The sequence below is a fragment of the Noviherbaspirillum agri genome, from assembly GCF_054780595.1.
On sequence record NZ_BAAGWA010000013.1, the window covers coordinates 73049 to 98367 of the forward strand.

Annotated in this window: 22 protein-coding genes; 13 read left to right on the forward strand and 9 right to left on the reverse strand. The window is 62.0% G+C overall.

Annotated elements, in window-relative coordinates:
- Nucleotides 1-6: 6 nt before the first annotated feature.
- The 4 genes from ACYVIA_RS18275 (at nucleotide 7) to ACYVIA_RS18290 (ending at nucleotide 4629) form a co-directional block, all read left to right on the forward strand.
- On the forward strand, nucleotides 7-2538 hold the full coding sequence (locus ACYVIA_RS18275) for a cbb3-type cytochrome c oxidase subunit I (RefSeq protein ID WP_460843341.1): 2532 nt from the start codon (nucleotides 7-9) through the stop codon (nucleotides 2536-2538).
- 4 nt (nucleotides 2539-2542) lie between these two features.
- On the forward strand, nucleotides 2543-2884 hold the full coding sequence (locus ACYVIA_RS18280) for a hypothetical protein (protein WP_460843343.1): 342 nt from the start codon (nucleotides 2543-2545) through the stop codon (nucleotides 2882-2884).
- Nucleotides 2885-3095: 211 nt separating this feature from the next.
- Complete coding sequence (locus tag ACYVIA_RS18285) at nucleotides 3096-3929, forward strand: lipid-binding SYLF domain-containing protein (protein ID WP_460843345.1); 834 nt, start codon at nucleotides 3096-3098, stop codon at nucleotides 3927-3929.
- Between the two features lie 214 nt (nucleotides 3930-4143).
- Nucleotides 4144-4629, forward strand: a complete 486-nt coding sequence (locus tag ACYVIA_RS18290; protein WP_460843347.1) for an HPP family protein — start codon at nucleotides 4144-4146, stop codon at nucleotides 4627-4629.
- A 284-nt stretch (nucleotides 4630-4913) separates the two neighbouring features.
- Here the strand turns inward: ACYVIA_RS18290 and ACYVIA_RS18295 are convergent, their stop codons facing one another.
- From ACYVIA_RS18295 to ACYVIA_RS18305, 3 genes are all read right to left on the reverse strand, one after another.
- Nucleotides 4914-5534 carry a PDZ domain-containing protein gene (locus tag ACYVIA_RS18295; protein WP_460843349.1) on the reverse strand — a complete coding sequence of 207 codons (621 nt, stop codon included), beginning with the start codon at nucleotides 5532-5534 and terminating at the stop codon, nucleotides 4914-4916.
- 141 nt (nucleotides 5535-5675) lie between these two features.
- Complete coding sequence (locus ACYVIA_RS18300) at nucleotides 5676-6335, reverse strand: MlaC/ttg2D family ABC transporter substrate-binding protein (protein WP_460843351.1); 660 nt, start codon at nucleotides 6333-6335, stop codon at nucleotides 5676-5678.
- Nucleotides 6336-6443: 108 nt separating this feature from the next.
- Entirely contained in the window at nucleotides 6444-7427 is a 984-nt protein-coding gene (locus ACYVIA_RS18305) for a mechanosensitive ion channel family protein (protein ID WP_460843353.1), read from the reverse strand.
- A gap of 339 nt (nucleotides 7428-7766) precedes the next feature.
- On the opposite strand from ACYVIA_RS18305, the gene ACYVIA_RS18310 reads away from it, so the two are divergent.
- Nucleotides 7767-8567: a hypothetical protein gene (locus ACYVIA_RS18310; RefSeq protein ID WP_460843355.1), complete on the forward strand. Its 801-nt coding sequence runs from the start codon at nucleotides 7767-7769 to the stop codon at nucleotides 8565-8567.
- A gap of 258 nt (nucleotides 8568-8825) precedes the next feature.
- On the forward strand, nucleotides 8826-9698 hold the full coding sequence (locus tag ACYVIA_RS18315; protein WP_460843356.1) for a CAP domain-containing protein: 873 nt from the start codon (nucleotides 8826-8828) through the stop codon (nucleotides 9696-9698).
- Nucleotides 9699-9788: 90 nt separating this feature from the next.
- Here ACYVIA_RS18315 and ACYVIA_RS18320 read toward each other — a convergent pair whose 3' ends face one another.
- From ACYVIA_RS18320 to ACYVIA_RS18340, 5 genes are all read right to left on the reverse strand, one after another.
- A complete protein-coding gene (locus tag ACYVIA_RS18320; RefSeq protein WP_460843357.1) occupies nucleotides 9789-10514 on the reverse strand; it encodes a pentapeptide repeat-containing protein in 726 nt (241 codons plus the stop codon).
- Between the two features lie 38 nt (nucleotides 10515-10552).
- Nucleotides 10553-11209 (reverse strand): pentapeptide repeat-containing protein, encoded by a 657-nt coding sequence (locus tag ACYVIA_RS18325; protein ID WP_460843359.1) that lies wholly within the window; start codon nucleotides 11207-11209, stop codon nucleotides 10553-10555.
- Between the two features lie 214 nt (nucleotides 11210-11423).
- Nucleotides 11424-12893, reverse strand: coding sequence for a DegQ family serine endoprotease (locus tag ACYVIA_RS18330; protein ID WP_460843360.1), 1470 nt, complete (start codon nucleotides 12891-12893; stop codon nucleotides 11424-11426).
- A 112-nt stretch (nucleotides 12894-13005) separates the two neighbouring features.
- Entirely contained in the window at nucleotides 13006-13785 is a 780-nt protein-coding gene (locus tag ACYVIA_RS18335; protein ID WP_460843362.1) for a PRC-barrel domain-containing protein, read from the reverse strand.
- Between the two features lie 213 nt (nucleotides 13786-13998).
- Complete coding sequence (locus tag ACYVIA_RS18340; protein ID WP_460843363.1) at nucleotides 13999-14154, reverse strand: hypothetical protein; 156 nt, start codon at nucleotides 14152-14154, stop codon at nucleotides 13999-14001.
- 127 nt (nucleotides 14155-14281) lie between these two features.
- On the opposite strand from ACYVIA_RS18340, the gene ACYVIA_RS18345 reads away from it, so the two are divergent.
- From ACYVIA_RS18345 to ACYVIA_RS18375, 7 genes are all read left to right on the forward strand, one after another.
- Nucleotides 14282-15622 (forward strand): DUF2254 domain-containing protein, encoded by a 1341-nt coding sequence (locus ACYVIA_RS18345; RefSeq protein ID WP_460843365.1) that lies wholly within the window; start codon nucleotides 14282-14284, stop codon nucleotides 15620-15622.
- A gap of 115 nt (nucleotides 15623-15737) precedes the next feature.
- Nucleotides 15738-16226: a hypothetical protein gene (locus ACYVIA_RS18350; RefSeq protein WP_460843367.1), complete on the forward strand. Its 489-nt coding sequence runs from the start codon at nucleotides 15738-15740 to the stop codon at nucleotides 16224-16226.
- A 216-nt stretch (nucleotides 16227-16442) separates the two neighbouring features.
- Nucleotides 16443-16757: a BON domain-containing protein gene (locus ACYVIA_RS18355; RefSeq protein WP_460843369.1), complete on the forward strand. Its 315-nt coding sequence runs from the start codon at nucleotides 16443-16445 to the stop codon at nucleotides 16755-16757.
- An 80-nt stretch (nucleotides 16758-16837) separates the two neighbouring features.
- Nucleotides 16838-17332 carry a hypothetical protein gene (locus tag ACYVIA_RS18360; protein WP_460843370.1) on the forward strand — a complete coding sequence of 165 codons (495 nt, stop codon included), beginning with the start codon at nucleotides 16838-16840 and terminating at the stop codon, nucleotides 17330-17332.
- A 133-nt stretch (nucleotides 17333-17465) separates the two neighbouring features.
- The gene (locus ACYVIA_RS18365) at nucleotides 17466-19268 is read left to right on the forward strand and encodes an autotransporter assembly complex protein TamA (RefSeq protein ID WP_460843372.1); all 1803 of its coding nucleotides are present in this window, start codon (nucleotides 17466-17468) and stop codon (nucleotides 19266-19268) included.
- Between the two features lie 12 nt (nucleotides 19269-19280).
- Nucleotides 19281-23246: a translocation/assembly module TamB domain-containing protein gene (locus tag ACYVIA_RS18370; RefSeq protein WP_460843373.1), complete on the forward strand. Its 3966-nt coding sequence runs from the start codon at nucleotides 19281-19283 to the stop codon at nucleotides 23244-23246.
- A 93-nt stretch (nucleotides 23247-23339) separates the two neighbouring features.
- Nucleotides 23340-24209 (forward strand): hypothetical protein, encoded by an 870-nt coding sequence (locus ACYVIA_RS18375; RefSeq protein ID WP_460843375.1) that lies wholly within the window; start codon nucleotides 23340-23342, stop codon nucleotides 24207-24209.
- 182 nt (nucleotides 24210-24391) lie between these two features.
- Here ACYVIA_RS18375 and ACYVIA_RS18380 read toward each other — a convergent pair whose 3' ends face one another.
- Complete coding sequence (locus ACYVIA_RS18380; RefSeq protein WP_460843377.1) at nucleotides 24392-24970, reverse strand: hypothetical protein; 579 nt, start codon at nucleotides 24968-24970, stop codon at nucleotides 24392-24394.
- Between the last annotated feature and the right edge of the window lie 349 nt (nucleotides 24971-25319).

Here is a 25319-nt window from a genome sequence, read left to right on the forward strand (position 1 = left end):
AACCTGATGGCAGAAAACGACAAAAGCTTGCCCAACCCCTTGCCACGCCCGGCGGGTGAACTCGATCAGTTGAAGCGCATCTGGCAGCCGCCACCAGGCTTGCGATTCCTGACCGTGGTCAACAATTCCTATATCGGACTTCTGTATATCGGCACCGCCGTGCTGTTCTTCCTGCTCGCAGGCGTGCTTGCACTGCTGATGCGCACGCAGCTAGCGGTCCCCGACAACGAACTCATCGGCCACGCCGTGTACAACCAGATGTTCACGATGCACGGCACCGTCATGATGTTCCTGTTCGCCGTGCCTGCGGTCGAGGCGATGGGCGTGCTGCTGCTGCCCAATATGCTGGCCGCGCGCGACCTGCCCTTTCCCCGGCTAAGCGCGTACGCCTACTGGGCCTATGCGGTCGGCGGCCTGGTGTTTTTCTGCAGCCTGTTCTTCGGCCTCGCGCCGGACGGCGGCTGGTTCATGTATCCGCCGCTCACCAGTTCCAAATACTCGCCCGGTTTCAATGCGGATTTCTGGCTGCTCGGGATCGGCTTCATCGAGATTTCGGCCATTGCGGGTGCCATCGAGATTGCGGTCGGCATCCTGCGCACGCGCGCACCCGGCATGACGCTTGACAAGCTGCCGGTCTACGCGTGGATCATGCTGGTGTTCGCGGGCATGATCATCTTTGCCTTCCCCGCCGTCATCCTCGGCACGGCGCTGCTGGAGCTGGAGCGCGCGTTCGGCCTGCCCTTCTTCATCGCCGACAAGGGCGGCGATCCGCTGCTGTGGCAGCACCTGTTCTGGTTCTTCGGCCATCCCGAGGTCTACATCATCTTCCTGCCGGCCGCCGGCATGGTGTCGATGATCATCCCGGCGATGGCCGGCCGCCGCCTTGTCGGCTACCGTCTTGTCGTGCTGGCTGTGCTCGCTACCGGATTCCTCAGCTTCGGACTGTGGGTGCACCACATGTTTGCCACCGGCATCCCGCAGTTGTCATTGAGCTTCTTCTCGGCGGCCAGCATGGCCGTTTCCATCCCGAGCGGCATCCAGGTGTTCGCATGGATTGCGACCATCGCCGCGGCAACGCGGTTGCGTCCGCTCAAGGTGCCGACGCTGTTCATCCTGGGTTTCTTCTTCATTTTCGTGCTTGGCGGACTCACAGGCGTGATGGTCGCGGTGGTGCCCTTCGACTGGCAGGCGCACGATACCTACTTCATCGTCGCCCACCTGCACTACGTGCTGTTCGGCGGCATGGTGTTTCCGTTGTTTGCGGCCTTTTATTACTGGGCCCCGTTCATGAGCCGCTGGCCCTTGTCCGAGCGGCTGGGAAAGTGGTCGTTCGGCCTGATGTTCATCGGCTTCAACGTCGCCTTCTTCCCGATGCATATCACCGGGCTGGCCGGCATGCCGCGGCGGGTCTACACCTATTCGGAAGCCTCGGGCTGGGGCGACCTCAATATGGTGTCGACGGTGGGCGCGTACATGATCGCCGCCGGCGTGCTTGTGTTTCTGATCGACTTGGCCTTGAACTTCCGTCCGACCGGCGGGCAGAACGCGGGCAATATCTGGAAGTCGGGCACGCTGGAGTGGCTCCCCAACGACACCTTCGGCGTGCGCAGCATTCCGATCATTACCAGCCGCGAGCCGCTGTGGGACCAGCCGGGGCTGGCGGAAGACGTGCACGCCGGCCGTTACTACCTGCCCAACGCGCCCACCGGTGGCCGGGAAACCATCGTCACCAGCGCGATCGACGCGCGCCCGCAGTATCTGCTGCAGATGCCGGGACCCAGCTGGCCGCCGGTGCTGGCCGCATTCGGCACCGCCGGCTTCTTCCTGCTGCTGACGGTCAAGCTTGTCATCCCTGCTTTCGCCTGCGGCATCCTCGCCATCGTGATGGTCCTGCGCTGGCTGTGGGACACCGATCCCGGCCATAACCATCCACCCGTCGACATCGGTGGCGGCATCTCGCTGCCGGTGTACCAGACCGGTTCGTCCTCGCACTCCTGGTGGGCGATGGTCATCCTGATCATGGTGTCAGGCAGCATTTTCGGCTCATTGCTGTTTTCCTACCTGTTCCTGTGGACCGTGTCACCCGAGGTCTGGCCGGGCCCGGAGCGCCTGCCGGCCGCCGGCTGGCCGATCGCATCCGTTGCTTTGCTGCTCGCAAGCAGCGGGGTGATCGCCTATCTTGCCCGCCTCCTTTCACGCACTGGCGGCGGATGGGCGCTCCGCCTGGGCATCGTGGCGGCCGTCGCCATGCTGGCCGCCGCCTCGGCACTTGAAGGCTATGGCCAGTGGCAGACCGGACTGCGGCCGCAGGACAGCGGCTACGCGGCAGCGGTCTACACGATTGTCGGATTGCAGGGAGTGTTCGTCGTGGTGCTCACGTTCATGGGCTTGTACACCGTGGCCCGCTCGCTGGCAGGCAAGCTGAATGCGGAACGACGTGTCACCTTCGACAACACCATGCTGTACTGGCATTACGCGGTCGCGCAGGGCGTCGTCGGCATTGCCCTGGTCCATTCATTCCCACGCCTGATCGGATGACGCCATGTCCGCCAGCTTTACGCGCGTATTCCTTTTGATGCTTTCCGGACCACTGATCTGGGCTGGACATTTTCTGTTCATCTACATTTTCAACGGCATCTTCTGTGCGCGGCCAACGCTCCGCGCAGAATGGATGGGCCTGAGCATTTCTGCATGGATGATCAGCGCCGCCACACTGCTTTGTCTCGCGGCAATCGGTGCAATCCAGCTCAGGATGAGAACGAACCTTCCCTCGGCAGGCGATCCGCGCTTCGTGCCTGTCGTGTCATGCATGCTTGCCCTGCTCTCGGTTCTTGCGATTGCATGGGAGACACTGCCGGTCTTCCTGGTGCCACCATGCGCATGAGCGAAACAGCAGTCGAAATTTCAACCGGCCGGAAGCATCTGTGTGGTTGTCACACTGCATCGGCCGATACTCCTTAGCCTGCGCGCCGAACAATTTTCCGCCCGAGCTGGACGGGATCTTGCATGACCACCTCCTCGCATGTCTGGCTGGAGGCAGGACGCTTCGATCCAGACGGTTCCATCTTGAAATTCAAGTTCAAAGGAGAATGGCCATGAACATAAACAAGTGCAAGAAACGTACGAATGCCGCCCTATGCGCATTGTTGATCGGTGCCTGGGGCTCCGTGGGCTGGACGCAGTCGGGCGCGGATTCAAACGTCGGCGGCGGGGCGAGCAGTTCCAGCGCGGAAACCAGCGGTGCAAGTAACTCCCGGTCAGGAGATGCCGGCAGCACATCAGGCAGTGCCGCAGACAGTGGATCAAGCAGCGGATCTAGCAGCGCATCCGGTAGCGCAAAGGCCTCGGGTGATACGGTCGAGCAGATCAGGAACGCGACGCAAGTCGTGAAGCAGATGGAGTCCGACCCGCAGGTGCAGAAGTTGCTGCAACAGGCAAAAGGCGTGTTCATCGTTCCGCAGTACGGCCGCGGCGGGCTGGGCATTGGTGCTCGCGGCGGTGAAGGGGTTTTCCTCGCCAATAACGGTGGAAAATGGAGTAATCCCGTGTTCTACAACATCGGCGGCGTCAGTCTCGGGGCGCAGGCAGGAGCCGAGGTCGGCGCAATCGCCATGATGCTGATGAACGACAAGGCGGTGCGGAGCTTCACTCAGGAGAACAAATTTTCGTTAACCGCGGACGCCGGGTTGACCATCGTGAACTACACGGCCAAGGCGCGTGCTGCAACCGGCAAAGGCGATGTCGTCGTCTGGTCTGACACGGCGGGCGCATTTGCCAATGCCACGGTCGGCATCACCGATGTCAATTACGACGACGATGAGAATGCAGCGTTCTACAAGTCGAAGATCGCCGCGAAAGATATCGTCGCCGGACGGGTCACGAGCAAGGAAGCCGCCGCGCTCACCCAGGAGCTGTCCAGCGGCCAGTGAGCCAATGAGCCACCGCTCGCCAAGCGCATGGCGTAGCAGTTGACGGGGCCGGGGCACCGCCAATGCACCCGGCCCTCTATCGAATCATGCGGTCGCCGCACGATATCCCGCCATGCCACGTTGGACAGGCAGGTCACAGCGCGAATAGCCTGTGCGCTACCGGCGACCAGAAAACCGCTTGCATCAAAGCACCCGGTACGAGAAGGAAAAGCTCATGAACGAACTTCCCCGCAGGCGCCGCCTCGGGCTCAGAAAAGAGGTACTTCTCGCCCTGCTGCCGACGGCGACCGTTTTACTTGTGCTGGCGTTTGTCGAAGTCCTGAGCAACCAACGGCTGCTGTTTGCCTCACTGGCGTCGAGTGCCTTCCTGATCTACCTCGACCCGGAGCATGCGGTCAACAACGTACGCACGCTGTTTCTGGCGCAGATAGGCGCCGCAGTCATCGGGTTGTTGACGTACATGACGCTGGGCTCGGGCTATCTTTCCGGCGGCACCGCCATGGTATTGGCAATCGTCGCAATGATCATGCTCGATGCGATGCACCCGCCGGCGGTGTCGACGGCGCTCAGCTTCGGACTGCGTGCGGAAGACGAATCCAACCTCGTGTTGTTCAGCATGGCGGTTACGGTGACCGGCGCCCTTGTTGTGCTCCAGCGAGCGGCGCTGTGGATGCTACGCAGGTTTTCATCCGCCCGATGAGGACTGCCTTCGGCAGGAACGAAGCTTGCATCATTGCTCGTGCATCCTGATTGCTGTCCTTCGCGGGGCAGTTAAGGCGGAGGCGACTTGGATGGCTGGAACACCAAGGCGACCTCCGCGTTTTTTGGTATCCATAGCCATGGGTGTCAAGGCTTTCGCTGTTTAGCGCACGGTAAAGGGCGCATGTTCCTGCCTTCCAACTGGAGCAGTCTGGAGCTTTTCCCCTCTTTGCATGGCTCGGCGACATGATCGTCATGTCGCGTGCTTCTCCTAAAGACGGAGGGTTATCTTTTAGTCGCCGGTAAAGTAATTACGTGATAGCTGGGCTGCCCGTCCCGCAGGATGAGCAAGGCAACCTCCCTTCCTGCCAGCTCCTTTGCCGCAGCATAGAGATCGGTGATGCGGACCAGGGCTGCGGCGTTCAACCTGAGAACGACATCTCCCCGGCGGATATCAGCCTGAGCTGCCGCCCCATCGGCGGACACAACCAGCAAGCCGCTGTCGACGCCGAGTCGGCACCGATCGTTGCTACTCAGCTCGCTCACGACGAGCCCCGCGATAGGACTCGACCGCGCCATTGCCCGTTCCTCTTTGGCGGCATCTCGCCTGGCGCCGGCATCAGGGAGAACGATCTTCAACGGCATCGAATAGGGGGATCGCCATATCTCCGTTTCGATGATGCTGCCATCGTCGGCTGCCGCGAGGAGGCCGACCATGCCAGTGGCGTCAGGCACGGGGTGCCCATCTACTGTCAGGAAAATATCTCCGACCTGCACGCCCGCTTCGTAAGCTGCGCCAGGCTCCAGCTTCGTCACAATCGCACCCCTTGCATTCCTGAGTCCAAACGAGGAGGCAACTGCGGGAGTAACGTCCTGCAGGCCAACGCCTATGCTCTTTATGGTCATGATTGCGCGCTGTGCTGCACCAGCCGGCTGGGCAGGCGCACGCGCAGAGGCAGACCAGGCGAATGCCTGACCGCACAAGAGGAGTACCAGAAACGCGACCCGGGTTGCGTGGGCAGCTGCCGTCATGATCAATGATTGTCGTCAATTTCCACTTGCCTGCGCGCCGTCCCGCGAGGCCATCTTCGACGCCAGCCGGTCATTGCGTTCGGCAAGCGTCTGGATCAGCCCCTCAATGCCTCCGTTTCGTATCTGGCTTGAAAAGCTGCTCCGGTAAGACTGGACCAGCCAGGCGCCCAGAATGCTCATGTCGTAGATTTTCCAGCCCGATGGCTCGCGCGCCAGCCGGTAGTTCAGTTCGATCGGCTCACGTCCGCGCGGCTGCACGACCTCTGTATATACCTCGGCGAGGCCGTCTCGGTCCCTGCCGCGCGACGGCTTCACGATGACTTTATCGTCGTCGACCTGCGCCAGCGCGCCGGAATATACGTACACCAGGAGATCGCGGAATTCTTCCGTCAGGCGCTGCTGCTGCTCGGGCGATGCCTGTCTCCAGTACCTGCCGGCCGCCAGTGCGGTCATGCGCTCGAAGTCGACATGCGGCAGGATCTTTTCCGTGACCAGGTCGAGGATGCGGCGCTGGTTTCCGCCCTGTATCTCCGGATCGGTCTTCGCGGCGGCAAGCACCTCCCCGCTTATCCGCCGGACAAGTTCATCGGGACTCTCGGCCTGCTGCGCAAAAGCCTGCGGCAAGACAAGAATGCTGAGAAGCAGCGACAAGGCCATACGGCGAAGATAATTCATGCAGTACGCTCAGTGAGGGGAAATATGACGGGGCGCCATACTCCGGTGACAAGTGCAAGAAGCACGCCTGCAAGCCGGGGGGACTCAAACGATACCCACCCTGCTTTGCTAGCTTTCATTGTCCCCGCCCCTTTTCCTCCGGACTGCCATGCCGGAGATGATGCGTCCGATCCCGGCTTGCCCGGGTGCGGCACCCTGTCCTTTTGGCCACCCTTCCCTTTGGCTGCCGCGGTCTCCGTCCGTTTCTTCTGTCTGGTCGTGAAACAGAATCTGTGTCGTCGGAAAAGGCAAGTCGATACCGGCGGCCATAAGAGCAGTCTTGACTCTTTCAAGGACAGTATCCTGGACATTGAGGACGTCGAGTTGCCGTGGCGGATGCACCCACCACCGCAACCGGATGTTTACCGTGCTGGCGGCGAGATCCACCACAATCGCATCGGGCGCCGGTTCACGAAGCACATCGGGGATATCCTGCAGCGAAGCGAGCATCACCTGTTTTGCGCGCACAATGTCGTCTCCGTAGCCAATGCCGATGTCGTATTGCAACCGCCGCTTTTCATAAGCGGTATTGACCGTGACAGGATTGGTGAAGAGCTCGGAGTTCGGTATGACGATTCTCCGGCCGTCATAGGTCCGGATGAAGGTCGCCCGGGTCTCGATGTTCTCAACCGTTCCTTCAAATGACTTGAGGACGATCTGGTCCCCGATGCGGAACGGTTGCGCCAGCAGGATCAGGATCCCCGCAAGGAAGTTCTGCAGGATGTCGCGGAAGGCAAATCCTATCGCCACACTGGAGAGACCCAGCAGGTTCACGAGCTGGCCGGGCGTGAATCCGGGAACGGCAATGACGAGGGCAACCAGCAGGCCGATGAAGACGCTGACCCCATATCCCAGTCGCCCGAGGACGAGGCCGATATTGCGATGCTTGTGGCCGCGTTCGGAGAGCGCCCTGATGCCTCTCCGCACAACGTGTCCAAGCAGCACAAACACGATGAAGACGAGGATGGCAATCGCAAAATACGGCAGCCGCTCGATGAAGCCGTTCGCCATCACCTGCACCGACTGTGTCGCTTCACTCCAGTTGAAGTTCATGCGCCTGTCCTTTGGTCTCCCGCTGTACTGTGGTCAATAGCGAGCAAGCAAAGATCATGACGGCAGAGGAGTGGCGTGCAAGACGGGCGGCATCGACCGGTCCCGGGCAGGACTGCTATCGGCGGCTGGAGAGTGATATCGATCAATATATTTGGGCGAACATATTTACAAAGCGCGTGTAGATTTTTTCACTGTTCCGGGCTACCACAGTTGTTCTCCCCGTGCAGGGTGAGATCCACCTCGTTGGCGTGGCACGGGCTTTGCGGTCTTGGTGGCCCCACCCCGCGCTCGAGACACATGAGTCGGCGGGTTTTCTGCCAATCACTCTTGGAGGTCGACATGAAGTTCACTACAACACGACACCTGCTCCCTGCCATCCTCGCCGCGGTCTTCGCGAGTACCTGCCCCTCGGTAATGGCGCAAGCGACGAGCCCAAGCGAGGCGTCCGGCACCGCCGGATCAAGTGCGGCTGGCACGTCGGCGACGAGCGGTACAAGCAATACGGCGACGAGGGGGTCTAGCGCCGACACGGCAACCGACGACGTGGCGATCCAGAACCTGCGGGCGGCAGCCCAATCCCTGCGGGAGGCTGTGCAGCGTATGGCTCAGACTCCAGCTGGCGAACAGCGCACCGAAGCCATGCGTGAAAGCAACGAAGCCTTGATGCAGGTGCAAGCCGCCATGGCCGCACTCCCACCCGACCTGCTCACTGCCAATGTCAAGGAATCCGACTACAAGAAATCCATGGATAAGCTGAAACAGGCAAGCGATCGTCTGCATGTGGCCGCAGACGCGCTGGCGAACCAGCCCCCCGGGAAAGGACGCGATGCCGCAGTCAAGAAAGTGAACCAGGCGCTGCTGGAAACGAACGAAGCGATGCTGACCGGACTACAGCTTTCCGCCAGAAACATGAAAGGAAGCACGGCGAGCTCATCCACCGGCAGCTCAGGAGAATCGGGTGCATCGAATACGTCGAGTGCGAGCGGCAGCGGCACAGGAGGAAGTGCAACAGTCACCGGCCGCCCCGGCGGCAATACCGTTGACCTGACCAACATCCCGAATGCGAGCAGCCCTGGCACGAGCGGCACGGGCCCCTCGGGTACTGGCGGCGGGTCGAACAGTGGCGGCACGGGCAAGTGACGCACACGCCGCAACCGATCGACGGACTGGCATCAAGGCTGTATCGACCGGCTCGTCCTCGGCTTCCGCCGGGATATTTCCTTGCCCGGCGGTGTACATCGCATCCGAAAACATGCATGCAAAGAGAGGTAATGAAGGAGTCAGCATGAAAAGAAATCAACGTTTCACCATTCCGCTGCTCGTGCTGGCAGCCGCGTCAGTTGCATGGAAATCGGGGGAGCTGGCAGTCTGCGAGGCCAGGTCCGGGGCAGAATGTGCATGAGCACGCCTGTGATAGCACCGGGGAAAACGATTGTGGCGACAGCCGTCGTCCTGGGAGCAAGCCTGGCATGCTGTCCTGCAGTGGCGCAGGACAGCAATCGTCTCGTGGAGCTCATCAACCAGTATCGGCAGTTCCCGGGGCAGTGCAATGGCGCAAAACCGTCGCCAGCAAGCACGCTGGCACCGGACAGGGCGCTGGCGCAAGTGCGGCTGTCCCAAGGCGGCTCCCTGCAACAGGCACTGAAGGATGCCGGCTATCAGGCAGCACGTGCGGAGGCCATCGTGCTGTCAGGACCGCAAAGCGCGTCCTCGGCCATGGCAGCGATCGCCAGCCGGTATTGCCGGACCATCCTGAAACCAGGCTACGCCGCGATCGGTGTGTCCCGGGATGGGAATGTATGGCGCATCGTCCTTGCGCAGCCGCTGTTGTCGCCCGATATCGGCGAGCCGTTCACTGCGGGCAAGCAAGTGCTGGAATTGGTCAATATCGCGAGAGAAGCGAAGAGGACTTGCGGGGACCGGCAGTTCGCACCGGCTCCGCGCCTCACCTGGAATGACAAGCTCGCACAGGCGTCGCTCGGTCACAGCCGCGACATGGCGAACCAGAACTATTTCAGCCATCAGGGCCACGACGGCAGGCAGGTGGATGAACGCGCTCGCCGGGCCGGATATGCATGGCGCAACGTCGGCGAGAACATCGCCGCCGGACAAGGTTCCGCGCAGCAGGTGGTCGACGGTTGGCTGTCGAGCCCCGGTCACTGCGCAAACATCATGAATCCAGCATTCAAGGAAATGGGAGCGGCATACGCGGTCAACCCGAAGAGCGATGCTTCGATCTACTGGACTCAGGTATTCGGCACGTCGCGATGATTGTTGGGTCTAACAGGCTGTTGAAAGCGTAGCGAGCGGGACGAGATTGTGGCCGCAGGATCGGTCCGCGCAGTAGTGTTCACCAGCCTGCTAAGGCCCGTCCGGCCGTACTGCATGCAACTCTTCCTGCAGTAACGCGATCGGCATGGGACACCCATCGCAGTCGGTCATGTCCGCTCCGCCGAAGACCGCCCCTTCCACATTCGCTCCGCGAAGGTCGGCGCCGGTCAGGTCGGCGTTCCTGAAGTTCGCCCCCCGCAGGTTGGTACCGCGCAGCGACGCGCCGCTGAGGTCCGCACCGTGGAAGTTGGCATGGGAGATATCCGCGCCATCCAGCTCCGTCTCCTGCAACTGCGCGTTTTCGAAGTCGGCGCTGCGCAGCGTGGCGCCGCGCAAGTCGGCTGCAGACATTGTCGTATCCCGCAGGATGGCATCGCTCATCGTAACGTCGGGCATGCGGGCAAAGCGCAAGTCGGCACGGCTCAATCGCGCCCGGTCCAGCGAGGCGCCGCGCAGGTCGGCTGCGTTAAGCCCGGCCGCAGTCAGGTTTGCCCGCGTCAGGTCGGCATAGCCAAGATCGGCGCCATCGAGATTTGCCCGCTGCAACCGCGCACCCGACAGCCGTGCCCGCTCGAACTCGCCAAAACTCAGCTGCGCGCCTTGCCAATTGACGCCTTTCAGGTTTGCTGCCGTACATATTGCGCCGGTCTGCGCCTTGCAATTGTCAGACGGTGTCATGTCAAACGCCAACGCTGTCGATGTCAATGTCGATACTGATGTCGCGAACAGGAGCATCGCTGCCGCCACTAATTTCATCACGTCTTCCTCTCAGTTGAGACCGGGCGCTCTATGGGTCAGCGCACGGAGCGCGGCGGTTCCGGCGGACAGCCCTTGCAACCGCCCATGTCAGCCCCGAGAAATGTCGCCTCGTCCAGTCTGGTGTTCCGCAAGTCTGCGTCGCGCAGATTCGCGTTCGTGAAGTTCGCCCCTTCCAGGTTCGCGCCCTGAAAGGACGCTCCCGACAAATCGGCGGAGCGAAAAGTCGCGCGCTGTGCCTGCACATCGTGCAGGCTGGCTGCCTGCATCTCCGCACCAGAGAAATCTGCACCCTTGATCACTGCTTTCCGGAAGTCGGCACCTTCGCCGATCACGTTCTGCATGTTGGCGTTTTCCATGCCCGCGCCCGCGAGCGTCGCCTTGGTCAGGTTTGCCGCCCTCAGGTCGGCATTCACCATCCGTGTCCCGCGCAGATCCGCCCGGCGCAGGTCGGTACGCGTCAGGTTTGCACCGGTGAAGTTGGTCTTGGACAGCCGCGCGCCTTCCATGTTGGAACCGGAAAACTGCGAATTGGACAGATCCTTTCCGCTGAAGTCGACACCATTCAGGTTCATGTCCGCGCACAGGGTCCCCTCCATCACACGGCAATTGTTCACGGCCGACTTGTCCTGCGCTGTAGCGGGCGGGACAAAAATCAGAAACGGTATCGCCAGCAATCCGATTCTTTTCGACATGTTATTTCTCCTGGGGCCACAGGGTAGCAACCTGCAAGTACACAGCACGTCGCTGCATGCAGGCATCAAGCAAGCGATGTACCTGCCTGCCTGAGCGCTACCGTCGCACTGCAGACTTGGTCGAACCACGCTATGCCCCTACTTTGGCGCTGAGGAGGAGTTTCCTGCACCACCGCCATTTCCCGGTGCCTGATTCTTATGCCAGACAAGACGCTCACTTGCTCTTGCCGCTCCCCTCGGGCAGCTTCAACGGCACGAACAAGGTCTCCGCACCGCGCCGGATCAGCAAGGCGACGTTCCTGCCGGCATTCTGCGTCACCATCGATTCGAGTTGTTGCACGCTCTTCACGGGCGTGTCATTCAGCCGGAGCACGATGTCGCCAGGTCGTATGCCGGCACGCGCGGCCGGCCCTTCGGCACGGTGAACGAGCACGCCATGGTCGAGTTTGAGGAGCCGGCGCTGCTCGTCCGGTATCGGTCCGACGAGAAGACCGGCTTTGGCAGCGGCTTTCGCGGATGCATCGCCTTGCTTGCCCTGTTCTGCCTGCGGCACTAGCTCCATCGTCGTGATCTTGATCGGGACGATCTGCCCTTTCCTCCATACATCCGCTGTGACGGTGGTGCCGGGTTTGGTACCCGCGACAAGCCTGGCGAGGTCGGCGGCACGTTGTACAGGCTGTCCGTTCAGCGCCACGATGATGTCGCCAGACTGTATACCTGCCTTGGCGGCCGGTCCGCCCTCTTCTGCCTGGGCGACGAGCGCGCCGCGCGGCTCCTTCAGTCCGAAGGATGCGGCCAGCTCGCGCGTGAGCTCCTGCACCTGTACTCCGATACGACTGCGTGTCACCTTACCCGCCGTGCGCAGCTGGTCGGCAACGTCAGAGGCAATATCGATCGGAATCGCGAAGGACAAGCCCATGAATCCGCCCGTGCGGCTGTAGATCATGGAATTGATGCCCACGACCTCGCCGCGCATGTTGAATAACGGCCCGCCGGAGTTTCCAGGGTTCACCGCGACGTCGGTCTGGATGAAGGGCACGTAGCTTTCGTTCGGCAGCAGCCGCCCTATCGCACTGACGATACCGGCGGTGACGCTGTTCTCGAATCCGAACGGCGCGCCGATCGCTGCTACCCATTCGCCCGGTTCCAGCGCCCGCGCATTGCCCATCTTGACGTACGGCAGTCCGCTTGCTTCTATCTTCAGCAAGGCAATGTCCGTATAGGTATCCGCACCCAGCACCTTGGCCTTGAATTCGCGCTTGTCCGTGAGCTTGACAGACACTTCGTCAGCATCGGCCACAACATGGGCGTTGGTCAGGATAAATCCGTCGGGGTTGATAATGAAACCGGACCCCAGCCCCTGCGCCTGCCTTTCTCCCTGATCGGGTTGCGGTCCGAACCGGCGGAAAAACTCATAAAAGGGATCGCCCTCGGCGCCGGGAGGCCCACCCTCAGCTCCAACGATGGTCCGTGTGGAACTGATGTTGACAACAGCGTTGCCTTGCTGCTTGACGAGGTTGACGAAACTGGGAAGCTCAATGGTCTGCGCCGGTGCCACCTGGCGTGGCGGCTGTGTGGCCGGGGGCGATGCCGGCTGCGCGTGCACCGGGAATGGCGCGATCATCGACAGCGCAGTCGCCGAGGCAAATGCGGCTCCATATGCCGCGGCCCAATACTTGTTCATATTGCTCTCCCGAATAAGCAGGCAAATCTGCCGGCCGCAGAAGGGTGGCGGTGCTGCCAGCCCCCTCCTTCCGACATATCGATAGACGCCATGCGTTGAACGGCATTCCCGCTCACGGCCGCCAGGGTGGACTGCCGAACTGCCGGTACAGGCCGGAGTGCCTGCTGTCCTGTGGCGTGATCCTTTCGGGCTCAAATTCTGGGCTTTCTTCAACCTCTTCCCGCGTCAACCTGACCTCGACGAGCTGGGCTTCCCAGCTCACGCGCTCGATCCGCTGCGGCGGGATCATCACTTTCTTTCCGGGCCACCAGTTGCGGGTATCGATGACCATCAGTTCGATCTGCCAGCTTTCCTCGTTGAACAGCAGGTCTTCAACATGGCCGATGGTGTCGTCCTTTGCCTGGATGTCATAGCCGATTACCTCGTTGGCGCTGCGAAGGTGCGGATCGCTCGCCGACCGTTTGCGCTCCATGCGCACACGGCTTTCCTGGCGTGCGTCATCTTCGAGCGGTGTCCGCTCCAGCAGCCCCGGCAGCACGGTATAGCCCCACAGATAGGGCCCGGTCCAGTAATAGGGATAACCGTAGTAGTCATAGAACTCCACCTCGTTCTGACGCACTACGGGCTTTGCCGTATCGATTGACGGACTGTTCTGCACTTGTTCCTTGGTCAGATTGACGGCCAGCGACTGGTTTCTCCAGTCCGAACCGGTGACCGAAGCCGGCGAGACCAGCACCTTGCGCCCCGTTAACCACCCGCCAGTATCGACGACGAGGTAACGCACCGTCCATTCCTGATCATCGAAGTAGACGTCCTTGACGCTGCCCAGCTCTCCATCTTTCGCGACAATGGCGAACCCCTGAAGTCCTTCCAGGCTATGCAATATGTTCATGGCTACCTCCGTGAATGAGCAACTTTCCGGATTGCGCGGGACAAGACATCTTTGCCGGACTGTTCCAGTTGAAAGTGCCCCTACGCGGTCGAGTGTCGGAAGGCTGCAAGAGGGATGCCTGGTCGGCAAAGTTGTCTCGAAGGGGACCGAAGTGCCGGCAGCCGTGCAGGAGCGAGACATTGCCCCGGGCAAATACATGGGCACCAATATTATTTACACGCTTTTGTAAAAAAGTGTTTCAGCCAGTTTGCCTCTTTTCAATAGCGCCAGACCAAGTGCCTCGTGCGCGGCCGCAACATCGCGCTGACTTCTTGAAGCCAACGCGGTCAAAGAAAGTGCATCGCACCGCTCTGGCTGGACGGTGTCCATCCGTGCTTCAAGGCATTTCTTCCCTGAGAAAAGCCATCGGAATGAAATCTGCATTGAACGCTGTGCCGGTGCCGCGCGAGCCGCGCACGAAAGGCCTGTCGAACAACGCCATGGTGTAGACAAGAATATGCTTCGTTTCGTGCAACTCCTGCAGGACATCCGCTATTCGTTGTGGTTCATTCCCACGCTCATGGTGGGAAGCGCAATCGGACTCGCCGTCCTGGCGGTGGAACTGGATACGCGCATTAGCGACGATGTACTGGCACCTTGGCCACGGCTCTTCGGCGCGAGTGCGGATGGCGCACGTGCAATGCTGGAGATGGTCGCCGGCGCCATGATCACCGTCGCGGGTCTCACGTTTTCCATCACTGTGCTGGTACTTTCGATGGCAGCGTCGCAGTACACCCCGCGCGTCATCCGCAATTTCATGGGAAGCCGCGCCACGCAAATGGTTCTGGGCGTCTTCATCGGGATCTTCTGCTACTGCCTGGTCGTATTGCGTACGGTGCGCGGTTCCGGCGAAGCCTTTGTCCCGTCGGTTGCAGTCACCCTCGCCATGATCCTCGCCCTCCTCGGCGTCGCAGTCCTGGTCTACTTCATTCACCATATGGCGACCTCGATTCAGGTGTCCGCCATCGTGTCGCAGGTTGCGGAAGAGACGGTGAAGATGATCGACGCAACCTACAAAAATACCGCGCACGCAGGCACCGACGGCCGGGATGCCCGCATGACGGAGACACCGGAGACACCGGAAGCGCGCTGGTTCGCACTCAATGCGGAACATACCGGGTACCTGCGATCCGTGAACGCGGATGGCCTCGCGCAGTATGCAGCCGAGCATGAAATGATCGTCAGGATGGAGCGAAAGATGGGAGACTTCCTGATCGCTGGCGGTCTTCTCGCCTCCGTCACCCGGGAGCCCGATGAGCGCATGGCACGCAAGGTGAACGAATTTTTCAGTACCGGTCACTACCGCACGGTAGAGCAGGATCCCGTGGTCGGCATACAGCAACTCGTCGACATCGCGCTGCGCGCATTGTCGCCTGGAGTCAATGACACAACGACGGCCCTCCTCTGCATCGACTACCTGTCTTCCATCTTCGTCCGCATGGCTCCGTTGCAGGTCGTCCCCGGCCACTGCTGGCGCGACGGACACCTGCGCGTCGTGCAGTGCGGCGACGACTTCAACGACATCGTGGGCAAGGTTGTTTCCCAGATCAGCCATAGCGGCAAGGGCAACCTCGACGTTTTCCTGCGCTTGCTGACGGCGCTGGAAGCCGCGGCGCGCTGCGCCTCGGGACCAAGGCGCAAGTTCCTTGTCGCGCAGATTGCATTCCTTGCAAGCGACGGCAATCGCCACCTCGACAACGCTGATCAGGTGGCAATGCTTGAACAGCGCGGCAGCGCCTTGCTTGCGCAATTGCCCCAGGTTGACGAGGATGCGTCGCATCATGAGCCATCGCAATGAGGACGCGCGGAAATACCGGTGATAGCCTGCTATTGCCGGCTATTGCCGGCTATCGCGTAATGGCGTGGCATGCATCATGCAGGGCATCACGCTGACATCACAGGAGGAGCATCCAATGCTGAAATTGCGATTCCAGGCCGGGCTGATGCTGGTTGCAGCACTTGCGGCAATGCCGTCGGCAGGCGCACAGGAAAAGAGGGACGCCGGCATTGGCAAGCCCGGCGCGCAACCGCTTTCCCCGGTGATACCGCCGACGATCATCCTGGCTCCGACCGAAGTGCGGACGGACCCGACGCTTGCACGCGGATGCTGGGTACGCCTCTTCCCCGAGCCCGACTACAAGGGAACGGACGACTTGACGATCGCCGGGCCGCTGGCTGTCCCGTCACTGCATTCTCCGACCGGCGGCGCCAATGGGGTTTACTGGAAACAAAAAGCGGAGAGCATGATTGTCGGGCCGAAAGCACGGGTTGTCGTCCATGAGCACGCGTCGTTTCGGGGTCCCGCCGTCAACATCGGACCGGGAACGCGAGAAACGAAGCTGCGCGACAAACCCGGCCTGGCACAGTCGATCGATTCCCTGAGGATCGACTGCGTGCCGTAGTGACGATGACAGGGACGCCCATGGGTGATGTTGCGGCGCCTTTGCCGCAATGCCCCCGGTCGCCACGCCATATTGGAATGAAACTTGGTATGAAACATGCAAGCACGTGAGCGGGATTTGCCGCATCTTGCTGTCATTTACCGTACGGCATGCAGATCTCTTTCTCGCTTCCACGACCCGGCATGCCCGAGGCCGACACACTAGAAAGGAAATGTCATGAAAATTTCAGCCAGCATCATCGCCCTGATCGCCTCGCTGTTCCTCGCTGCGTGTGCACCGACATCAAGCTCGCGTTCCACGGGACAGACCCTGGACGATGCCGCGGTGACGGCGAGGGTTAAAACCGAAATTGCCAAGACGCAGGGCCTCGGCGAAGCCGCCGTCATCAACGTCGATACCTTTCGCGGTGCGGTGTCTCTTGCTGGCTTCGTCGACAACGAACAGCAAAAGCGCGCAGCTGAAGATGCGGCGATGAAGGTGCCGGGCGTCGGTAAAGTCTTCAATAATCTGCAGATCAAGCCGCGCCAGTAGCGGAAGGAAGCGCCTTGCCGGACCTGAGACGGGCACTGAAGCGGGCACTGAAACGGTCCCTCGTACAGGACACTTTTCCCTTGTCAGTACGAGGAGCCCCGGGCGCTATCGCCATACCAGCCTGGCCGCATCCGCAGCGGATCGCATTGCGGCGCCGTGTGCTGCCGGGAGCGTTTCTCGCTGCGCTTGCATTGTTTGCCCTGCCCTTGGCGGCAGACAGCCTGGTCCGCCATGCGCTCGCCGGTTCATATGGCTACGGCCGGCTTGCGATTGTCTATCCCGGCGACAGGATGACGGTTTTCGACGACGACGGCGAGATCGATGTCCATGTGATCTCCATGGCGCGCCGCACAGCGCGTCCCGGCGACCGCGTCGAATTGTGGCTTGATGGCCGGCCGGTCAGTCCGGAGCACGACGACAGCCTCATCCTCCGGGATGTCGCACAGGGCAACCATCGCCTGCGCGCCAGGATCGTTGATGCAGACGGGCGAACGCTTGCCGAATCGCGCACGGTGCGTTTCTTCAAGTGGGACGCGCAGCCGGTGCAGCTGCATGCCGACGGGACGGCAGAATGACGCCGACTCCGACTGACATGGCACTTCGTACGCCGCTATTGCGCATTGCCGTCACTACCGTTATTGCCGTCACTGCCGGAATCAGTCAAGTCGAAGATACCTGCCACATGATGGCGAGGGCAACATGAAGCACATGCCGCGCTTACCGCAGGGACGCCGGATCGCAACATATTGCGCAGGCAGGCTGCTTTACCTGTTGCTCGCTTACGTGCTTCTCGGCCTGGCACCTTTTTCCGCATTCGCATACCAACTGGAAATCGAGGCACCGCCGCCGCTCAAGGGGCTTCTCCAGGACTTCCTCGACCTTTCCCGCCATAAGGACCGCAGTGATCTGAACGAGGACCAGCTGAACCTCATGCTTGCGCGCGCACCGGACCAGGTTGCGCGACTGGCGGCAACCGAGGGTTTCTTTTCTGTCGAAACCGCAGTGGATGTGCAGCAGGAGGATGGCAAGACCGTGGTGCGCGTGAAAGTGGAGCCCGGTCCACGTACGAAGGTAAGCGATGTTTCTGTCGACGTGACCGGCGCCGCACCGGAACACGCGCCCGAGCAGGTAAAGGAGATCTTCCGTACATGGCGACTGAGAGACGGCGACGTCTTTCGCCAGGAAGACTGGAGCAGCGCCAAGCAGAATGGATTGCAGATCCTGCAGCGACGCCGTTTCGCGGCAGCCGATATCGCGCGCTCGGAGGCTCGGATCGATGCGGACCGCCATTCCGCCGCACTCTCCGTGGTATATGAAAGCGGACCGGTGTTTACGCTCGGGGAACCGAACATCAGCGGCACGCAACGCTATCCGGAACGCATCGTCCGCAACCTCAATCCGCTGCGCACCGGCGAGGAATACAGCGCGGAACGCCTGCTGGAGTTCCAGCGGCAGTTGCTGCGCACGCCGTACTTCAGCAATGCCGTGATCGACATCGAGCGCGATCCGGCCAAGGCAACGCTGGCACCGGTCAACGTGCGGGTGACGGAGTTTCCGGAGCAGCGCGTGCGCGCCGGCTTCGGCTACACGACCGATACCGGCGTGGAACTTGACGGGCGCTATTCGCACAACGACATCTTCGGACGGGCCTGGGTGCTGGATACGCAGGCATTGTTAGGCCAGCATCGCAAGCTGGCGTCGCTGGGGCTCGCGATGCCGCCAGGCAGGCGCGGCTTTGTCAACGATGTCCATGGCTCGTTCGAGCGCACCACGCTCGAAGGCGTCGACCTGCGCAGCTTGCGTGCCGGCGTTGCGCGGACACGCCGGACCGAGCACCGCGATATCGCGTACTCCGTCGAATACTATCGGGATGAGCTTGATCTGCTGAACGATGCAGCACCTCCGTCCGGCACCATCGTCCGCCCCGGCATGAACCGGGCGCTCGTCTTCGGCATTTCGAGCACGCGCCGCAAGGTCGATAACGACTCCTTTCCGCGCGACGGACGCATCGTCACGCTCCAGGCAGGCGTTGCCGTCAAAGGCCTGCTGACGGACCAGACCTTCGTCCGCGCCTATGGCCGCGTGCGTGAATTCATCCCGATCGGCAGGCGTGATCTCTTCATCCTGCGCGCCGAGCTTGGCGCCGTGGTCACCAAGGGCGGCGCTGAAGGTGTCCCGGCATCGCTGCTGTTTCGTGCCGGTGGCACCGACTCGGTCCGCGGCTATGCGTTCCAGAGCATCGGCAACGAGAGCAACGGCACCGTCTATCCAACCCGTGTCCTGGCCACCGGCAGCGTGGAATACCAGCACTGGCTGTCGGAACGCTGGGGCGGTGCGGTGTTTTACGATGTCGGCATGGCATCCGATCGCTGGTCCGACCGCCAGCTGTTTCACGCAGTCGGCGCCGGCGTGCGCTGGCGCAGCCCGGTCGGCCGGGTCAACCTGGACCTGGCCTATGGCATCGACGAGGGATCGATCCGTCCGCATGTCTCACTTGGCGTTGCTTTCTGAAGGGGGCAAACCATGCGCAAACGCCTGCCCCGCTCTGCCGCCCTGCACAGGGGCAAACTCCGGGCAGGCAAGGTATACGCCGGCCGCTACCTCGCATGGGTGGCGGCCGCCATCGGGCTGCTGCTCTTGCTGTCGATCGCGGCCGTCGCCGTCCTCTTCACCACGGAGTCCGGCTCGCGCTGGCTGTGGCAGGCTGCGAGCCGCGCATTGCCCGGCCAGCTCTCGGGCGAAGTCGCGGGTGGCACGCTTTCCGATGGTCTTCGACTGCGCGATGTCAGTTACGAAACGCCGACGATGCACCTAAAGATTGACCGGCTTGAGTCGGACTGGCAGTGGTTCCGTTCGCCGCTTGCGCTGGTCGTCGCAACCCTTCGCCTGGGAACGGTGGACGTCACGCTGCGTCCGGATCCCACTCCGAAAAAAGAGCCTTCGCTTCCTGCCGAGCTGAAGCTTCCGCTCGCACTGGAGCTTCGCAGAGCGTCGGTCCAGAAGCTTCTTCTCCATCGGGATGGCAGTACGACCGTGGTGGACGATATCCTGCTGCGCGCCAGCTCCGACAGCGTCAATCATCGTATCTCCCTGGAACATGCCACTGCGCCCATTGGCAGGGCGAGCGGCTCCTTGCGCATCAACGGCGAGGCGCCGTTCGACCTTGCGGGCGACGCATTCCTGGACGGCCTCCTCGGAAAGGAAGCCTACAAGCTCGACGCAAAGCTGTCGGGAACGCTCCGCGAACTCGGTATCCTGCTCAATGCGAGCGGCGCGCAGCTTACCGCGCATGCAGACATCAAGGCCACGCCCTTTGCCGACGTGCCGTTGAAAAACGCCGATCTGCGCGTGCGCGGATTCAATCCGCAGGTATGGAACGAAGAATGGCCTAAGGCCAGCCTCGACATGGACGCCTCGTTGTCCCCCGCGCCGGAGCGCGCGGCGAAGCCCGCTGCTTCACAGCTGGCGGTGTCCGGTCCGGTAATGATCACCAACGCCCTCCCCGGCCCCGTTGACAAGAATCTCCTGCCGATCCTGTCGGCACGGGCCGATGTGGTGCTGGACACAGAGCAACAGCAGCTCAGTATGCTGCAGATCGTGCTGCCGTCAGGAGGCAGCCTGGATGGAAGCGGTGAGCTGCGCGGTGCTGAAAAAAGGGGGCAACTTGCGCTGCAAGCACAGGATGTCGACCTGAACGCGCTGCATACGGCATTGCGTGCATCGCGCCTCGTCGGGCCGCTGACTGTTGTGCTGGATAACGAGACACAACAAATCAAAACCGACCTCAAGGACCCGGCATTTTCTGTTATCGCCGATGCCCGCCTCGGTCCGGAGACCATCACGGTGAACACGGCACAACTTGCTGCCGACAAGGCGCTTCTGAATATCAGCGGGACGCTGGCACGCGGCGGCGACGGCGACTATGCGGTCGAAGGCAGGCTTTCCGATTTCAATCCCGCACTGTTCCTCGCGACGGAACGCGAGGGGATGCCGGCATGGCGGCTTGCCAATGCACGCATCAACATGGACTTCAACGCAACAGGTGCGCTGCGGCCGCAGACGAGTGCCCGGCTGCGCTTCGACATTCAGGACAGCAGTTATGACGGCCGCCCGATGACAGGCGGCGGGACGGTGCACCTCAACGGCAAACGCGTCGCAGAAAGCGATGCAAGGCTCGCCATTGCCGGCAACCGCGTGATGCTCAAGGGCGGATTCGGCTCGCCAGCGGACCGCATGAAGGTCGATGTCGATGCACCGGCCCTCGCCCGTCTCGGGTTCGGACTCTCGGGAGCCCTGCGGCTGGAGGGCGTCGCCGCCGGCACACTGGAGAAGCCGGAAATCGACTTCAGCTACCGCGCCGAAAATTTTGTCTACGGGGAGCACCGCGCGGCGCACCTGGCCGGGAAAGTGCAGTTGGATGGCCTGCCCGGTTCCGCGCCGGAAGCGCGGACAAGCATGACGCTCAATGCACGCAATGTACGCAGCGGCGAAATCCGTCTTTCCCGCCTTGCCGCGGATATTGACGGCACCTTTGCCAGCCACACGCTCGAGCTGACGGCCGCCGGCCAGTTGCGCGGAAGGCCGCTGGACATGGCTCTGGCCGCACAGGGCCGCCTGCGTGAGCTACCCGAGGGCATGGCGTGGGACGGCATGTTGCGCACCCTGCGCAACACCGGTTTTCCGCAGATGGCGCTTGCCGGGCCGGTACAACTGAGCCTTGCCCCCGCAAACATGGAGCTCGGCGCCGCCCGCCTGCGGGTCGAACAGGCCGCGCTGGAGCTGCAGGGTTTTCGCTACAACAACGGCGAGGTTCGCAGTGCGGGCCGGATCCGCGCGCTGGACGTGGGGCACCTGCTGGAAATTCGGCGCCAGCTGACCGGCACGCCTGTGCCGGTGCGCACTGACCTCGTGCTCGACGGCCAGTGGGATGTGACGCTGGCCGATACGGCAAGCGGCTTCGTGGAGGTGGAGCGCCGGCGTGGCGACATTACCCTTCCCCGTGACACCGGCGAGCGCAAGCTCGGGCTGAGGACGTTGTCGGCCCGTGTCGATCTGCGCGGAACCCAGGCTGATCTCACCACGCAGGTCGAAGCGGCGCGCATCGGCAGCCTGCAGGCAGACGGCAGGTTCGGCCTGCAACAGGAAGACGGACAGCTCGGTGTCGGACCAGACACGGCAATCAACGGCAGCGTCACTGCATCCATCCCGCGCTTGCGGGACATTGCCTTTCTCACCGGTCCGGACATCGCGTTGACCGGAAGCGTGGAAGCGAATCTGGACATCGACGGCACGTTTTCCGACCCGCGCGTGTCCGGCCCGATCAATGGCGACGACCTTGCGCTGGTGCTCTACGACCAGGGCGTACAGCTGAGAAACGGCATCGCGCGCCTTCACCTTCAGGACAGCATCGTGGAGTTGCGCGAGCTTCGCTTCCGGGGCGGCGAAGGAACGCTGAGCGCGACGGGATTCATCCCGCTGCGCCAGACCACCGACGACCGCGCGCTGAATGCCACGATCATTGCCGACAAATTGCAGCTGCTGTCCAATCCGTCCGGACGGATGACGATTTCCGGCCAGGCCGAGGCGGCCTCCGTGGACCGGCAACTGCAGTTGACCGGCAAGTTTGTCGTCGATCGTGCGCTGTTCAGCCTTCCTGAAAAATCCGCGCCCGAACTGGGCGACGATGTCGTGATCATCCGTGGCGGCAAGCCGCAGAACGGCGCGGCGAAAGGCAATGGTCCCCTGCCGGACGAGCCGCAACCGCCAGGGCCGTTTTCGCCCCGCGTCAACATTCTCGTCAATCTCGGTGACGAATTCCGGTTCGAAGGTTCCGGCGCCGACCTGCGGCTGGCAGGCGAACTGCGCCTGCGCAGCGCCCCCGGCGAACCGGTGAATGCGTTCGGCACGGTGCGTGTCGTCGAAGGCACCTACGAAGCATTCGGCACCGTGCTGGCGATCGAACGTGGCGTGCTCAATTTCCAGGGGCCGGTCGGCAACCCGAACATCAACATCACCGCCATGCGGCGCGACCAGGACGTGGACGCCGGCGTGCAGGTCAGCGGAACGGTGCAGCAGCCGCGTGTGCAGCTGGTGTCGGAACCGGAGGTGCCGGAGGCGGAAAAACTGTCCTGGCTGGTATTTGGCAGCGCCGGCGGACAGGAAGGACCGGGGCAGGCACAGTCCGCTGCGCAAGGTGCTGCACTCGGATTGCTCAACAAGTTTGGCGCGGAAAAGATCGCGCAAGGATTCGGTCTCGACGAACTGTCCATCGGCGAGAGCGAGTTCGGCCTCGCCGGCCAGCAGGTGGTCAATCTCGGGAAGGAAATTTCGGACCGGTTGTTCATCGGGTATGAGCAAAGCCTGGCCGGTGCGCAAAGCGTGCTGAAACTCACGTATGAACTGACTCGCCATTGGTCTGTGGTCATCCGTGGCGGTACGGTGGCCGGCGTGGAAATGTTTTTCAGCAAGCGCTTCGACAGCATACGGTGAACCTTTCCGCAGGTGCCTGTTCTGGCATGGATGATGCGTCCGTGTTGCGTTTTCCTGCGATATGCAGCAAGGAACCGAGGAGGTATCCCCATCATGAAAACGCATGCATCCATGGCCGCGCTTCTGGCGGCTGCCAACTTCATTGCCGCCACCGCCGCGGCGCAGAACGTGCAACCGGGCGAGACATCGAGGCCAGTCGTGCCAGCGGCAAAGGCCGGCGAACAAGGCACAGGCGGCACGGCCGGCACTGCCGCATCACCAGCCATCAACGTGACGGTGGCGGAAATCGCGGAGCGCCCCCGCGATTATGTGGGAAGAAACGTGACTGTCACCAGCGAGGTCGACGAGGTTTTCACGCCATGGGCGCTCAAGCTCGATGAAGACCAACTGGCCGCAGGCGGTATCGATCGCGACCTGCTCGTCATCAGCAAGGAACCGCTCGTCACCATGGGTTTCAACCGCGCATGGATAGACCGCAAAGTCAGTATCACGGGCACTGTTCGCGTGCTGCAGGCAGACGACTTCAGGCGCGAATACGGGCGTGGCGTGGATGACAGGATGTTCCGACGCTATGAGGGCCGTCCTGCATTGGTCGCACGTTCGATGGCGATTGTCGGCACAGTGCCGGAAAGTGGCGCATCGGGCGCATCCGGCTCATCGGGAGCGGACCAGGCTTCGGGCCGCGACAATGATGCAGCGAATGCTGCAGCCAATGATTCGGGTGCCAATACCGGCATCACCATGAAATGCCGTCCGTCCAGTGTCGGCTGCCCCGTAACCGACTCCAGCGGCTCTTCCGTCACCTCTACCGACTCGCAACCTCTTGGCAGCATACCGCCGAGGGACGACACGATAAGCGAATCACAATACCCGACCAGTCCGGGGTCGGGCAGCTTGGGAAGCGGCTCGACCGGCTCGCCGGCGGGCCGCCCCACTGGTCCGACCAACGGCATCGGTCGGTAATCGGCAATTGCCGAATCGTGCGGCCATCCGGGAGCGGTGGCCGCCCAGCGGGAAAGGAAAGCGGACCGGCAAGGCGAGCTTTTGGCGGTCATGCCGCGGTAAGCGCGGTTCTCCGACAGGATCACCGGCAATCCTGTCGGATGCTGCTTCCACGGCACCACGGCTGCCCCTTTGCGCCCTGCTTATTTTTTTCCGGGACTAGATTCATCCGCGGAATTGTTTAAGCCGCTGCTGCCGCTTGCACCGCCGGATGCGCCACTGCTGGTCCTTCCCGTATCCTGCTCCACCTGCATCCCGGGCGTCAAACCCATATCAACCGTTTGAACCGGCCAGGCCAGCCGGATGCGCTGCGCCGGACCGCGTTGGTCGACGCGCGCCGTGCGTGTCAGCGTGCGGCCTTCGGCTTCTGCTTCGACGCGGTAATTGCCGCGCGCCGGGAGGTCAACGAGGAGGATCGGCCCATCGCAGGTGACGTTCAGGACAGTGCGGCCACGGGCATCGGCAATGGCAACGTCGACATCCGCCAGGTAGGCGCCGTTACTTGCGGCGAAAGTCATCATCAGGTCGTAGTCGGATGCAGCTCGTTCCAGGCTGGCCACTTCATCGCGACCGATTCCACCGCACACATATTTCACGCCGTTCTCCGTCTGCTGCTCAAGCGCGGCGACGGTCGTGTTTGGTGCACCACCACTGGACTGCGCTACGGCCGTTGCCGAACCAAATGCGGCGAGTAAAAAGAGGAAATATTTCGATCTGTGCATAGCGTTCTCCTGTCTTGCGAACTTGAGAGTAAATGAACGGGATGGCTGGTCCGGCGTCGGAGCATCGTCATCCACGCATCGTCCGTACCCGTCGCATGCCAAATCCCTATCCGCATTGATGACAATGAAAACGAGGTTCCGCAACTCGGGAGTTGAAGCGACGAACATCGCCTGCAGCAGGGTGCAAGAACCCCGACGTCCGCACCGGTGCGGCTGCTGTCAGCTAATGCCATGGACTCCCTCCACCTCAGAAGCTCGGTAGACTGAGGATCGAGCGGGCAAGCGCACCGCATCTGATCGGGAGAGCGAATATGGCAATCGTACGAGTCGGTTTGGATATCGCAAAGCT